General features: G+C 70.8%; 18 protein-coding genes. 12 read left to right on the top strand and 6 right to left on the bottom strand.

Annotation, left to right across the window (positions count from 1 at the left end; genetic code table 11):
* Positions 1–8: 8 nt before the first annotated feature.
* Positions 9–572, bottom strand: a complete 564-nt coding sequence (locus A6A25_RS46830) for a class I SAM-dependent methyltransferase (RefSeq protein WP_083668402.1) — start codon at positions 570–572, stop codon at positions 9–11.
* Between the two features lie 259 nt (positions 573–831).
* On the opposite strand from A6A25_RS46830, the gene A6A25_RS44055 reads away from it, so the two are divergent.
* The 8 genes from A6A25_RS44055 (at position 832) to A6A25_RS16425 (ending at position 5,556) form a co-directional block, all read left to right on the top strand.
* Positions 832–1,710, top strand: a complete 879-nt coding sequence (locus A6A25_RS44055; RefSeq protein ID WP_158073747.1) for a hypothetical protein — start codon at positions 832–834, stop codon at positions 1,708–1,710.
* A gap of 91 nt (positions 1,711–1,801) precedes the next feature.
* The gene (locus tag A6A25_RS16455; protein WP_073890805.1) at positions 1,802–2,335 is read left to right on the top strand and encodes a YbaB/EbfC family nucleoid-associated protein; all 534 of its coding nucleotides are present in this window, start codon (positions 1,802–1,804) and stop codon (positions 2,333–2,335) included.
* A 13-nt stretch (positions 2,336–2,348) separates the two neighbouring features.
* Complete coding sequence (locus A6A25_RS16450) at positions 2,349–2,702, top strand: type VII secretion target (RefSeq protein WP_073890802.1); 354 nt, start codon at positions 2,349–2,351, stop codon at positions 2,700–2,702.
* The gene (locus tag A6A25_RS16445; protein ID WP_073890799.1) at positions 2,702–3,565 is read left to right on the top strand and encodes a hypothetical protein; all 864 of its coding nucleotides are present in this window, start codon (positions 2,702–2,704) and stop codon (positions 3,563–3,565) included. The genes A6A25_RS16450 and A6A25_RS16445 overlap by 1 nt, the downstream gene beginning before the upstream one ends.
* 185 nt (positions 3,566–3,750) lie before the next feature.
* Positions 3,751–3,951 (top strand): hypothetical protein, encoded by a 201-nt coding sequence (locus A6A25_RS44050; RefSeq protein WP_158073746.1) that lies wholly within the window; start codon positions 3,751–3,753, stop codon positions 3,949–3,951.
* A 242-nt stretch (positions 3,952–4,193) separates the two neighbouring features.
* A complete protein-coding gene (locus A6A25_RS16435; protein WP_073890796.1) occupies positions 4,194–4,481 on the top strand; it encodes a hypothetical protein in 288 nt (95 codons plus the stop codon).
* Between the two features lie 14 nt (positions 4,482–4,495).
* Positions 4,496–4,783 (top strand): hypothetical protein, encoded by a 288-nt coding sequence (locus A6A25_RS16430; RefSeq protein WP_073890793.1) that lies wholly within the window; start codon positions 4,496–4,498, stop codon positions 4,781–4,783.
* 101 nt (positions 4,784–4,884) lie between these two features.
* A complete protein-coding gene (locus A6A25_RS16425; protein ID WP_073890790.1) occupies positions 4,885–5,556 on the top strand; it encodes a response regulator transcription factor in 672 nt (223 codons plus the stop codon).
* A gap of 226 nt (positions 5,557–5,782) precedes the next feature.
* On the opposite strand, the gene A6A25_RS16420 is transcribed toward A6A25_RS16425, so the two are convergent.
* From A6A25_RS16420 to ectA, 5 genes are all read right to left on the bottom strand, one after another.
* Positions 5,783–6,019, bottom strand: coding sequence for a hypothetical protein (locus A6A25_RS16420; RefSeq protein WP_073890787.1), 237 nt, complete (start codon positions 6,017–6,019; stop codon positions 5,783–5,785).
* A 188-nt stretch (positions 6,020–6,207) separates the two neighbouring features.
* A complete protein-coding gene (gene thpD / locus A6A25_RS16415; protein ID WP_073890784.1) occupies positions 6,208–7,101 on the bottom strand; it encodes an ectoine hydroxylase in 894 nt (297 codons plus the stop codon).
* Positions 7,098–7,544, bottom strand: coding sequence for an ectoine synthase (locus A6A25_RS16410; protein WP_073890781.1), 447 nt, complete (start codon positions 7,542–7,544; stop codon positions 7,098–7,100). The genes thpD and A6A25_RS16410 overlap by 4 nt, the downstream gene beginning before the upstream one ends.
* Complete coding sequence (gene ectB / locus A6A25_RS16405; RefSeq protein WP_073890778.1) at positions 7,541–8,797, bottom strand: diaminobutyrate--2-oxoglutarate transaminase; 1,257 nt, start codon at positions 8,795–8,797, stop codon at positions 7,541–7,543. The genes A6A25_RS16410 and ectB overlap by 4 nt, the downstream gene beginning before the upstream one ends.
* Positions 8,794–9,330: a diaminobutyrate acetyltransferase gene (ectA, locus tag A6A25_RS16400; RefSeq protein WP_073890775.1), complete on the bottom strand. Its 537-nt coding sequence runs from the start codon at positions 9,328–9,330 to the stop codon at positions 8,794–8,796. Before ectA ends, ectB begins: the two co-directional genes overlap by 4 nt.
* 270 nt (positions 9,331–9,600) lie before the next feature.
* On the opposite strand from ectA, the gene ehuB reads away from it, so the two are divergent.
* From ehuB to ehuA, 4 genes are read left to right on the top strand one after another with little or no spacing between them, the layout of a single operon-like run.
* The gene (gene ehuB / locus A6A25_RS16395; RefSeq protein ID WP_241828746.1) at positions 9,601–10,485 is read left to right on the top strand and encodes an ectoine/hydroxyectoine ABC transporter substrate-binding protein EhuB; all 885 of its coding nucleotides are present in this window, start codon (positions 9,601–9,603) and stop codon (positions 10,483–10,485) included.
* A gap of 15 nt (positions 10,486–10,500) precedes the next feature.
* Entirely contained in the window at positions 10,501–11,199 is a 699-nt protein-coding gene (gene ehuC / locus A6A25_RS16390; RefSeq protein ID WP_073890773.1) for an ectoine/hydroxyectoine ABC transporter permease subunit EhuC, read from the top strand.
* On the top strand, positions 11,196–11,855 hold the full coding sequence (gene ehuD / locus A6A25_RS16385) for an ectoine/hydroxyectoine ABC transporter permease subunit EhuD (RefSeq protein ID WP_073890765.1): 660 nt from the start codon (positions 11,196–11,198) through the stop codon (positions 11,853–11,855). The genes ehuC and ehuD overlap by 4 nt, the downstream gene beginning before the upstream one ends.
* An 8-nt stretch (positions 11,856–11,863) precedes the next feature.
* Positions 11,864–12,628: an ectoine/hydroxyectoine ABC transporter ATP-binding protein EhuA gene (gene ehuA / locus A6A25_RS16380; protein WP_198932732.1), complete on the top strand. Its 765-nt coding sequence runs from the start codon at positions 11,864–11,866 to the stop codon at positions 12,626–12,628.
* Positions 12,629–12,780 lie beyond the last annotated feature (152 nt).

The raw sequence follows: 12,780 nt of genomic DNA, 5'->3' as shown, positions 1-12,780 counted from the left end.
CCTCGTCGTCAGGCCCTTGACCTGCTCCAATATTCTCCCGCACCACGTGCCGGGACAACGCGGGAACCCGGCGGCCAGAACGGGCCGCTCGTTGCCGGATGTCGGCAAGGAACGTCCAACTTTTCAGGTGGCCGTCGAGGAGGTCGGCCGCCACGCCCCGCACGTCGCGGCCGGCCCGTTCGGCGACCTCCGCCATCCCGGGCACCGGCGGCCGCTCGTCTGGTCCGCACCGGGCGAGCGACTCCGGCAGCCCGGGGCGGCACCACGTCCGCGGGCACGGCCAACCGGTGGGCACGGGTGTCCAGCCCCGCGCCCAAGACCACCACCGACCGGATGCCGTCATCCAACGCCCGGGTGAACTGGTCGTCGATGTAGCGCTTGCGGCAGGCGACACCACCCCAGACATCGGGGGCGGCCCGCTCCGACGCCCTGATCAGCGCCGCCCGGACGCCCGGCCGTCGGGCCAGCCCCGCCACCCACCTCGACAAGGGCGGCAGCACCGAGATCGCTAACGGGTCGTGGACCAGGCGTTCCCCCGGCGGGCGGTGCTGCTCCACGGCCGCGATCACCATGGGCCCGACCGCCGTGCCCGCCGCCCCGCTCACCACGACCGACTCCTTCCCCACCGGCCGACCGGTCCGAGCCCGTCGAACCGGCACGATTTTCCCCATTCGCTTGCAGGTGGCCGGCGGGTAGGGCATGTTTCTCCCCGGAGCGCCGGGAAGTCTGGTCGGCACACCCACTCGCGACCGCGGTGGGCTGTTCGACGTGGGCGGAGGACTCCATGCGTCACCCGGCGAAGCGCCGTTTCGGACCGGAGCGGACCTCCTCGTGCATCCCGTTCGGGTGGACGGCGGCCTGATGGCATTCCCCGGCACGATCCCCGGTGTGACCGGCCTCGGCGCCGTATCGGCGCTGCAGCCGAGGTGGGTGCGGACAAGGGCGCTGTTGCGGTGGTCGGCGCTGGTGCTGCCGTCGACCGTGGCGGCCGTCTGCGCGGCGTTCGCGGTCCTCGCCGGGTCGTGGTGGGCGGCGCTGCCGGCGGTCGCGGCAACCTTGGTGGCCTCAGGCGGCGCGTGGTGGTTGCGCCGGAGTGGACTGACCCGGCCACCGTCCTGGCTCCCCTCGGCGTTCCTCGTCGCGGGCTGCCAGCTGCTGCTCGGCGTCATCCCCAGCCTCGGACTCGCGCTCTCCTCGACCTCCGGTGGCGGGCAGGCGCTCACCGGCGCGCTGTCCACCGCGGCGCTCGCCTGCGCGGTCGCGTCCTGCGTGCTCGCCCACCGGGCGAACCGGTCCCTGACCACGCCCGTGGTGCCGGAGCTGGGCGCCACCGGTCTCACGCTCGCGCTCGCCGTGCGGTTCGCGCTCGCCACCCCCGACCTGGCCTCGGCGCGGCTCGACGTCGAGGAGGACCGGCTCACGTGGTCGGCCCGCCTGCACCGGGGCCGGGGCGCCGGCCCGCGCGCCGAGCACGTCGTCCGCTTCACCGACCTGCGGGACGTCGTCCCCACCGCGCTGCCACCGCGATCCACCCCGCTGACCTGGCTGCGACTCCCGGACGGCACCGCGCTTTACGCGCCGCCCGGCCCTGCCGTGCTGGTGCGGACCACCTCCGGCGACTGGATGGTCCCCGTCCACGACGCGCTGTTGGTCAGGAACCTGGTGCTGACCCGAAGAGACCGCTGGGCACGGCGTGTGACCGCCCCGTAACCGGACGAACACGACGAAACACCCACCGGAACCCCGTCAAGCGGCTAACGTCCGAACCCGCTGCACCCGTGCTCGACCAGAGAGGTCACCCGTGATCGATCCCGACCCCGCCAAAGCGGCCGAAGACCTGGACAAGTGGGCCGCAGGTCTCGAACAGCGGGCCCAGCGGTACCGGGAACTGCAGCAGCGGATGGACGCCACCAACGCCAGTGCCGCTTCCCCCGACGGTTCCGTCCGGGTCACCGTGGACAGCAACGGCGTCCCCACCGACATCGCGCTGTCCGACCGCACCCGCGGCGCCGAACCGGCCGCGTTGTCCGGCCAGATCATGGCGGCCCTGCACAGCGCGCAGGCCAAGCTGCGGCAGCAGGTCCAGACACTCGTCGCGGCGACCGTGCCGGCGGACGACGAGCCCGCCCGCAACCTCGTCGCGCAGTACCAGCAGCGATTCCCCCACGAAGTCGTCGAGCCGGACACGGGGCACGAGGTGCACCAGGAGATGCGCATCGGCCGGGTCGAGGACGACGTGCCGCCACCGCCACCCCCGCCGTCGCGTCCGCCGCGGCAAGCAGCGGACGGCAACGACCCCGACGACGGCTGGGAAGACCGGTCGTTCCTGCGCTGAGAGGGCACGAACCATGGCAGACGGGTTCACCGTCGACTCCGGCGAACTGGCCACCCAGGCCGCCGCGTTGGACGGCTTCGCCGCGCGCGCGGACACGGCCACCGACGCCGGCCGGCACGTCACCAGCCTCGACGACGCCTACGGGCTGCTGTGCAGGCCGTTCGCCGACCTGCTCAAGGAACCGCAGCAACGCGGCGTGGACACCCTTCAGGCCACCGCGGAGAACATGCACGAGCTGGTGACCGGCCTCGGGGACACCGCGAAGGTCTACCGCGAGGCGGAAGAGAAGATCACGGCGGTGATGCAGGCACTGGTCAGGTCGCTGGAGGCCGTGTCGGAGGCACCGCGGGTCGGAGGAGGAAACTGATGGTCGACGTGGACGACGCCAGCACCAACCCCCTGGTCGACCAGCGGTCCGACCTGCGGAACAACTACCTGCAGGACGCCAACCCGCTGGAGAACATGGGCGCGCCCGACGCCGAACAGGGCACGGGCTTCATGACGGGCATCACCGCGTTCGAAGCGGGCTGGACCATCGCCCAGGGCATCGACCAGAACGACCTCGGCCTGATCATCTCCGGGGTGGCGGCAGCAGCGCTGGACGTGGCCAGTGCGGCCGTCGACCCGATCGCCTACGTCGCCGGGCAGCTGTTCTCCTGGATGCTCGAACACGTCGAACCGGCTCGGACCGCGCTGCACGCGGTGACCGGCAACCCGGACATGGTCAAGGGCTACGCCCAGACCTGGACCAACATCGAGCAGGAGATGCTCAAGCTCGGCGAGGAGTTCCAGCAGACCGCTCGCACCGGGGTGCCCTCCTGGACGGGTGACGCCGCCGACGGCTACCTGCGCAAGGCCGACGCGATCGCCGGCATCGCCAAGGGCGCCGCGGGCGGCGCGCACGGCATCGCGGGCATCACCATGGCCATGGCCGAGGTGGTCGGAGGCATCCGGGTGGCCATCCGCGACCTGCTCGCCACGCTGGCGGGCGCGCTGGTCAGCTGGGCGATCGAACTGGCCTGCACCCTCGGCGCCGCCGCGCCGCTGGTCGTCGCCCAGGCCACCGCCAAGATCGCCCAGGTGGTGCGCATCGTGGCCAGCCTGCTCAAGGCCTTGGGCAAGGCGCTGTCCAGCGCGCTGACCTGGCTGGTCCAGCTGCGCGACCTGTTCGACGCCTTCTGGCGTGCGCTCAACGAGCTGAAGAAGAGCCAGGCAACGGCCCCCGCCTGACCTCGGTCCCGCACACGGGAACACCGCGCCGCAGCTCCGTGCGGCGTCGACCGGCTGCGCGTCCCTGCCGGCACAACCGACTCGCTGACCATCATTGTCACCCAGTCGTCAGGTCAGGGACGCGACAGCGAGTGCATCCTGGACGAGAAGCCACAGAGTTGGAGAGTCCCTTGATCACTCAACAGGTGCAACCCGACCGATACTGCCTGGAAGCGATCAGCAGGTTGACCGCCGAGGTCCGAGGTGCGCTCCCCCGGGAGGTGGTCGCCGAGACGGTGCTCGCGGCCCGGCGGGACCTCGAGGGCCAAGTCGCGCACGAGGCCCTCGCCGAGATGCTGCACCACCTCGCCCGTCACCGGCTCGACCGGATCCGGGGCGCCGCCTGACTCCCGCTCTTGGGCGACCTCGGTCGAGCGCCGCGGAGAGGCCGCAAGGTGTGTCGCCTGCCGGAAAACGCCTAGCATGCCACTGCTCGGCTCAAGTGCACCTGACGATTACCTTGCCATCCAACGGGAACCGGACCGTTGGCTGACGATCTCCTTGCGGTACAAGGCGAATCCGTCCGAGGACGGCGACGGGTACCTAGTCTCGGGGTGACCGGACCACCGAGCGACGGAGGAGATCGACGGTGATCGACATCGACACCACGGCCGCCCGTGCCATCGACGAGCTGACCACGGCCACCGGAGTCGGACGACAGGGCGGGTTGAGGATCACGTGCCCCGACCACTCGACCGACCGCGACTTCGAGTTGTCCATCCAGCCGCACCCGGAAGTCGACGACGTGGTCGTCGTCCGTGACGACGTGCGCGTCTTCCTCGATCCCCGCGCCGCGCGGGCACTGACGGGCAAGGTGCTCGACGTGCGCCGGCGTCACGCGGGGCGCATCCACTTCGGCGTCTACCCGCAGGCTTGAGAGGGGTCCTCCCGATGTTGGACATCACCCACGCCGCCAGCGCGGTGATCGCCGGTCTGGCCGGTGACGCGGACGGCGACGACGGTGGCCTGCGGATCGGGTGGTCCGAGCGGGACGGGGTGCGGGCGATCACGCTCGCCGTCCCGGCCCGTCCCGCGGCACACGACGAGGTGCTCCTCGCGCCTTCCGGCGGTCGGGTGTTCGTCGCCCCGGACGCGGCCCGCCACCTGCGCGGCAAGCTGCTGGACGTGCGCATGGACGTGGACGGGCAGTTCCGCTTCGCGATCAACCACCGGCTCTGACCGCGGGGGTGTGGACGACGTACCTTCCAATCGGCTTGCATCCTGCCGCCGCAGCGCACGCACACGCGGCGAGCGGAGCACGTGGATCCGACAATCGAGGCATGACGCTCTCCGTGCTGCTCGTCGAGGACGACGAGCACATCAGGCAGGCGCTGGGACTCGCGCTCGACGACGAGGGCTTCACCGTCACCGACGCCGTGTCCGGCGAAGACGCCCTGGACCTCTTGCAGACGACGACGTTCGACGTGGTGCTGCTGGACCTGATGCTGCCCGGAGTCGACGGCTTGGAGGTCTGCCGGATCCTGCGAGCCCAGGGCGACCTGCCCATCATCATCGTCACCGCTCGCACCGACGCGAGCGACGTGATCGCCGGCCTCGAAGCCGGCGCCGACGACTACGTCGCCAAACCGCTGATGGCCAGCGTGCTCGCCGCCCGCATGCGCGCCCTGCTGCGCCGCACCGGCCGCCAGGACGGAGTCCTGCGCCTGGGCGACGTGGAGATCCAGCCCGAGGTCGGCACGGTGCTGCGCGCGGGCGTGGAGGTGCACCTGACCCGCACGGAGTTCCGGCTGCTGGTGGAGCTGGCCTCGGCCGAGGGGCGGGTGGTCAGCCGCGAGCAGCTGCTGCAGCGCGTGTGGGGCTACGACTACTTCGGCGACACCCGGCTGCTGGACGTCCACATCCGCCGCCTGCGCCGCAAGGTCGAACCCGACCCCGACGACCCGAAGCTGATCGTCACCGTGCGCGGCGCGGGCTACCGGGCCGACCTCTGATGCCGCAGCTGTCACCGCGGCCCTGGTCGGCCCCGACCACGTCAACCGGCTGATCGCCAGACCACCGGTTCGTGAGCCGTCGGCCAGTGGGACCTGGGCCGCTGTGGACGACCCGAGTGCGGAACACCGTCGGTCAGGCGTCGTCGCGGGGACCTCCGGACGGCGAGGAAGACGGCGACCGCAAGGCCGGGTGGTGGCCGATCGTTCCGACCACCACCCGTTCCGGTCAGGTCACCGGGTGGATGTCCATCCAGAACATCCGGTCGTGCGGCTGGTAGTCCACCACGTCGATGGTGATCGAGTCGCCGTTCATCACCGCGTGGAACCGGCCGTCCACGTCCTCGCGCACGTCCAGCACCTTGTCGGCGAGGTAGCGCCCCACCTCGGGTTCGAGGAAGACGTTCGTCCCGGTCGGTAACGTGATCGCCTGGTCCCCGTCGGCCGGCCGCGACGCCACCGTCATCGTGAGCCCGGTCGGGTACCGTCCTTTTCGGACAAGGTGATGCGTGGGCCTTCGGCGGGTGTCGGCGGTCGAGGACGACATCGGCGCTTGAATGGTCGACTCGCGGCAGGTACCGCCTTCCGCGAGTCGCCACACCATCATGCCTCGCACGGTGCCCGGTGGACCTGACGAGTCCCTGACGATCGGCGTCAGCCCAGCGGCGTGAAATCGCGCGAGGCGACGAAGTCCGGTCGGGGCCGGGTCGCCGCGAACGGCTCCACCAGGGCGTTCTCGACGCTGTTGAACACCAGGAAGATGTTCGAGCGGGGGAACGGGGTGATGTTGCTGCCCGAGCCGTGCATGCTGTTGGAGTCGAACAGCAGTGCCGAGCCGGCCGGTCCGGTGAACTGCTCGATGCCGTGCTCGGCCGCCAGCGCCGTGAGGTTCGCCTGACTGGGCACGCCGATCTCCTGCTCCTTGAGCGAGGACCGGTAGTGGTCGTCCGGCGTGGCACCCACGCAAGGCACGAACGTGCGGTGCGCACCGGGCATCAGCATCAGGCCACCGTTGAAGGGGTGGTTGTCGGTGAGCGCGATGGACGCGCTGACGGCGCGCATCAGCGGCATGCCGTCCTCGGCGTGCCAGGTCTCGAAGTCCGAGTGCCAGTAGAAGCCCTTGCCGGTGAAACCGGGCATGAAGTTGACCCGGCTCTGGTGCACGTAGACGTCCGAGCCGAGGATCTGGCGAGCGCGGTCGAGCAGTCGCGGGTCGGCGGCGAGCCGGGCGACCAGCTCGCTGATCCGGTGCACCTCGAAGATGGAGCGCACGTCGTCGGACTGCTTCTCCACGACGGTGCGCTCATCGGCACGCACGACCGGGTCGGTGCGCAGCCGACCGACAGCGCCTCGGAACAGCTCGACCTCGTCGCGGCTCAGCAAGTTCTCGACGGTGAGGAAACCCTTGGCGTCGTAGGACGCCAACGCTTCGGCGTCGAGCGGCCCGGAGGTGTCCCCCGCCCACACGACGGGCTCGGTCCGGCCGATCGGCGGTGTCTCGGCCGCGGTGCGGGTCGGGTACCGGTCCGTGGTCGTGGTCGCGGTCATGCGCGGGTCTCCTCGTCGGATGGCAGGCTCGACCGGTCGTCACCGCGCTCCGGGTCGGCCAAGTGGATCAGGGGGTACGCGCCACGTTCGTCGTGCACTTCCCGCCCGGTCACCGGTGGGTTGAACACGCAGATCGTGCGGAGGTCGGTGATGGGCCGCACCTGGTGGCGCTCGTGGTTGTCGAGCAGGTAGAGCGTGCCTGGCCGCAGCGCGAACACCTCGCCGGTCTCCTTGTCGACCAGTTCGCCGTGACCTTCCACGCACAGCACCGCTTCGACGTGGTGGGCGTACCAGAAGTCGTTGACGGTCCCGGCCTTCAGCACCGTCTCGTGCATGGAGAAGCCGACCCGGTCGTCGGCCAGGATGATGCGCTTGCTGCGCCAGTTGTGCGTGACGACGTCGCGGTCGGTGCCGTCGAGGTCGTGCAGGGAACGGACGATCACGGTGCTCCTCCCGTGGTGCACTCAATCACGGAGTCGGTGAGCAGGGTGAGCCCGCGGTCGAGCTCGTCCTCGGTGACGGTCAGCGGCGGCATGAGCTTGACCACCTCGTCGTCCGGGCCGGACGTCTCGACCAGCAGACCGCGCCGGAACGCCGCGCCCGCCACGCGGCCCGCCAGCCCGGCTTCCTCGAACGCCAGACCGCGGGCGAGCCCGCGGCCCTTCGGCTCGCTGCCGGGCACGCCCGCGGCGATGTCCCGGAGCACCCGTTCGACCTGCTCTCCCTTGGTCCTGGTGCTCTTCTCCAGCCGGTCGTCGGCCCAGTAGGCGCGCAGTGCCGCGGTGGCGGTGACGAAGGCCGGGTTGTTGCCGCGGAACGTGCCGTTGTGCTCGCCCGGCTCCCACACGTCCAGGTCCGGTCGGACCAGGGTGAGCGCCATGGGCAGCCCGTACCCGCCGATCGACTTGGACAGGCAGACGATGTCGGGCACGATGCCGGCGGCTTCGAAGCTGAAGAACGGACCGGTGCGACCGCAGCCCATCTGCACGTCGTCGACGATCAGCAGCATGCCGTGCTCGCGGCACAGGGCGGCCAGGTTGGCGAGCCATTCGAAGCGGGCCGCGTTGATACCGCCTTCGCCCTGCACGGTCTCCACGATCACCGCGGCCGGCGCGTTGAGCCCGCTGCCCGCGTCGCTCAGCAACCGCTCGAAGTAGAAGAAGTCGGGGTAGCGCCCGTCGAAGTAGTTGTCGTAGGGCATCGGGGTCGCGTGCACCAGCGGGATGCCCGCGCCACCGCGCTTCATCGAGTCGCCGCTGACCGACAGGGCGCCGAGCGTCATCCCGTGGAAGGCGTTGGTGAAGTTGACCACCGACTCGCGCCCGGTGACCTTGCGCGCCAGCTTGAGCGCGGACTCGACGGCGTTCGTGCCGGTCGGGCCGGGGAACTGGACTTTGTACGCCAGCGCGCGCGGTCGGAGCACCAGCTCGTCGAAGGTCTCCAGGAAGTCGCGCTTGGCGGCCGTGTGCATGTCCAGCGAGTGGGTGATCCGGTCCTCCGCCAGGTACTCGACCAGCGCGTTCTTCAGGACGGGATTGTTGTGCCCGTAGTTGAGTGCGCCCGCGCCCGCGAAGAAGTCCAGGTACTCCCGGCCGTCCTCGTCGTAGAGGTGCGCGCCGACGGCGCGGTCGAAGACCACCGGCCAGCTCCGGCAGTAGCTGCGGACCTCGGATTCGAGGCTGGCGAAGATGCTCACGTCTCTCCTGGTGGTGTCCGGGGGTGGTTCGGCTCGGGCCAGGGGCCGAGGCGGTGCAGCTCCTCGGCTTCGTGCGGGTCGGGGAAGACCCCGGTGGTGAACAGCGGCTCGCGGGTGTGCCCGACGCCGTGGTCGCGTGCCACCGCGGTGAACAACCGGATCGACGCCGTGTTGCTCGCGGTGACCGTCGTCTCGACGTACCGCGTGCCGCCGACCAGCGCGTCCAGCATCGCGCGTGCGACACCGCGACCACGGTGCCGCATGGCCACGCCGACCTGCCAGACGAACAGGGTGTCCGGCGCGTCGGGCCGGGTGTACCCGGTGACGAAGCCGATCACCTCGCCGTCGAGTCGCGCGACCGCCGAGGTGGCCGCGAAGTCCCTGGCCCACAGCAGGTAGGCGTAGGAGGAGTTGACGTCGAGCGTCCCGGTCCCGCCCGCGAGCCGCCAGAGCGCCGACCCGTCGGCGATCCGCGGTCTCCCGACCGAGAACGGCGCGGCCGGGACCGGTCCCCCAATCCGTTCGGTGAACATGCCACTGGAACGTAACAGCCGACGGGGCCGAGGATCTCGCACCGCGACGGCTGTCATGAAACCGCAAGGTTGATCGTCCACTTGGGATAGTGCAATCCGCTGAAGCGGAATTCTCCTTGCTGCACGGCGCTTTCCGACACGGCGACCCCACCGGGTGTTGACGACCCGCGGAAGGCGTCTCTAGGGTCGCCACGTCCGACCGGCCGATCCCGGCGCGGCGGGCCGTCCTGTCGTCGAAGTTGGGAATCCCGCTTCGTGTCTACTCCACACGTGTCCCGCCGCCTGTTCCTGGCGGCCGGCCTGGGCGCCGGGCTCGCCGCGGCAGCCGGGTGCAGCACCGTCGACCTGGCCGCCCAGCGCAACGGCGGCAACCTGCTGGAACGCCTCCGCGCCACCGGAGAGGTGCGGGTGGGGTTCGCCAACGAGGCGCCCTACGGCTACGTCGACAGCCGCGGTGAACTGACCGGAGAAGCACCCGAGGTCGCGAAGGCGGTCTTCCGCAGGTTGGGCGTCGACGGCTTCGTACCCGCGCTGTCGGACTTCGGCGCCCTGATCCCCGGCCTGCGCGCCGGCCTGTTCGACGTCATCGCGGCGGGGATGTTCATCACACCGCCCCGGTGCGAGCAGATCCTGTTCTCCGACCCCGACTACAACGCGCCCGAGGCGCTGCTCGTGCGCCGTGAGGACATCGGGAGGTTCACCACGCTGGAGGACTTCGTCCAGGACGGCGCGGCACGGCTCGGCGTGCTGCTGGGCAGCTTCGAGGTCGACGTCGCCGCGGGGTATGGGGTGCCCCGCGACCGGACGGTGACCTTCGCCACCCAGGCAGGCGGGATCGACGGGCTGCTGGCCGGGCGTGCGGACGGTTTCCTGCTCACCGCCATCTCACTGCGCGACGCGATGCGGCGCCGGCCGGACGCGGCCGTGGCGCTCACCGAGCCGTTCGTGCCGGTGCTCGACGGCGTGGAGCAGTACGGCGCGGGAGGGTTCGGCTTCCGCCCGGATCAGCGTCGCCTGCGCGACGCGTTCAACGCCGAGTTGCACGCGCTCAAGCGCAGCGGCGAGCTGCTGGAGATCGTCCGGCCGTTCGGGTTCACCGAGTCCGAGATGACCGACCTCACCGCGGACCGGCTCTGCCGGACCGGCGCGGCGTGAGGGGAAGGGTCACCCATGTCCGCAGGTCTGTGGCTGCGTCTGCTCGACGGGCTGCTCGTCACCCTGGAGCTCACCGTGCTCGGCGCGGCGCTCGGGTCGGTGTTCGCGTTCGCCGCCGGGTTGGGCCGGTTGTCCGCACGCCGCGTGGTACGCGGTGTCGCCCTGGTCTACACCGAGGGGTTCCGCGGGCTGCCCGCACTCGTCGTGCTGTTCTGGCTCGTGTTCGCCCTGCCCGGCCTGGGTCTGCAGTTGGAGCCGCTGTTCGCCGGGGTGCTGGCCCTGTCGCTCAACATCGGCGCGTACGGGGCGGAAGTCGTGCGCGGCGCGGTGCTGTCCGTACCGACCGCCCAGCTGGAGGCGGCCACGGCGTTGAACTTCACGCCCTGGCAACGGCTGCGGCTGGTGGTGCTGCCGCAGGCGCTCGTGGCGATGGTGCCGCCGTTCGGCAACCTGCTGGTCGAGCTGCTGAAGGCGACCGCGTTGGTGTCGCTGGTGTACCTCCAGGACCTGACGTTCCAGGGACAGATCGTGCGCGCCGCCACCGGTGACACCGCCGCGGTGTTCGCGGGCCTGTTGCTCGGCTACGGCGTCATCGCGCTGGTGCTGACGCGGCTGGTCAAGCTCGTCGAACGACGTGCCGCGGCGTCGGTCGGCCGCGCCACCACCCGCACCGGGCCGCGGGTCGGCCCCCTGGCCGCCGAGGGGGCACGATGACGTTCGACTGGCAGGCCGCGTGGGATGCGGTGCCGTCCCTGCTGCGAGGCCTGGTGACCGCGCTTCATTCTGCGGCGTTCGGCTACCTGATCGCACTGGTGCTCGGACTGGTGTTCGCCCTGCTGCGCCGCAGCCCTCGGCGCCTGGTCCGGGTGCCCGTCGCGTTCTTCGTCGAGTTCGTGCGCTCCACGCCGCTGCTCGTGCAGCTGTTCTTCCTCTTCTTCGTGCTGCCCACGGTCGGTGTCGAGCTGTCCGCGATGGCGACCGGCGCGATCGGCCTCGGCGTGCACTACGCGACCTACACCTCGGAGGTCTACCGCGCGGGCATCGACGGGGTGCCCGCCGGCCAGTGGGAAGCGGCCAAGGCGCTCAGCCTGTCCCGTGGCCGCACGTGGACCAGGGTCGTGCTGCCGCAGGCCGTGCCGAGGGTGGTGCCCGCGTTGGGCAACTACGCCATCGCGTTGTTCAAGGACACCCCGCAGCTCACCGTCATCACCATCGCCGAGGTGCTCAGCGTGGTCAAAGCGGTCGGCTCGCAGAACTTCCAGTACCTGGAGCTGATCACCGTGGCCGGGGTGCTGTACCTGATCACCGCTCTGGTCATCGCGTGGCCGGTGCGGCTGCTGGAACGTCGGCACCGGAGGGACATCGCATGACGACGGACTTGATCACGTTCGACCGGGTCGGCAAGCGCTTCGGGGACGCCGTCGTGCTCGACGACCTGTCCTTCGGCATCCGCGCGGGAGAACGGGTCACCCTGATCGGGCCGAGCGGGTCGGGCAAGACGACGATCCTGCGCATGCTGATGACGCTCACCCGCCCCGACAGCGGCACCATCACCGTGGCCGGTGAGCCGCTGTTCCACGAGCGGCGCGGCGACACCCTGGTGCCCGCGGGAGAACGGCACCTGCGGGCGATGCGGCGGCACACCACGATGGTGTTCCAGCAGTACAACTTGTTCCCCAACATGCGGGTGCTGCGCAACGTCACCGAAGCACCGGTCCACGTGCTGGGCCTGTCACCGGAGGAAGCCGATGAACGCGCACGGCGACTGCTGGACATGGTCGGTCTGGCCGGCAAGCTCGACGCCTACCCGTCGCAGCTGTCGGGCGGGCAACAGCAACGGGTCGCGATCGCCCGCGCCCTGGCCATGCGGCCGGACGTGCTGCTGCTGGACGAGGTGACCTCCGCACTCGACCCCGAACTGGCCGCCGAAGTCCTCGACGTGCTGCGCGACGTCGCACGAACGTTCGACGTGACCATGCTGTGCGTGACCCACGCGATGAAGTTCGCCCGCGACGTCTCCGACCGCGTGCTGATGTTCAACGAGGGCCGGATCATCGAATCCGCGCCACCGGACCAACTGTTCGACGCACCCGAGCACGAGCGCACCCGGCGATTCCTGCGCTCGGTGCTCGACGAGTCCTGAGGCCGCCGATCGCGAGGTCGCCGTCAGTGGAAGGCCGACGCCTGTGGCGCCGGCCTGACCCGTCACCTGCGCACCGAGGGTGTGGCGCTGGTCGGGATCACCGTCCGGGTCGCTAGGCCCGCCGCCGGCAGGGCAAGCCCGACCTGGTCGAC

Source organism: Saccharothrix sp. CB00851 (assembly GCF_001905065.1).
GTDB lineage: Bacteria > Actinomycetota > Actinomycetes > Mycobacteriales > Pseudonocardiaceae > Actinosynnema.
This window is presented reverse-complemented; position numbering and strand designations above follow the sequence as displayed.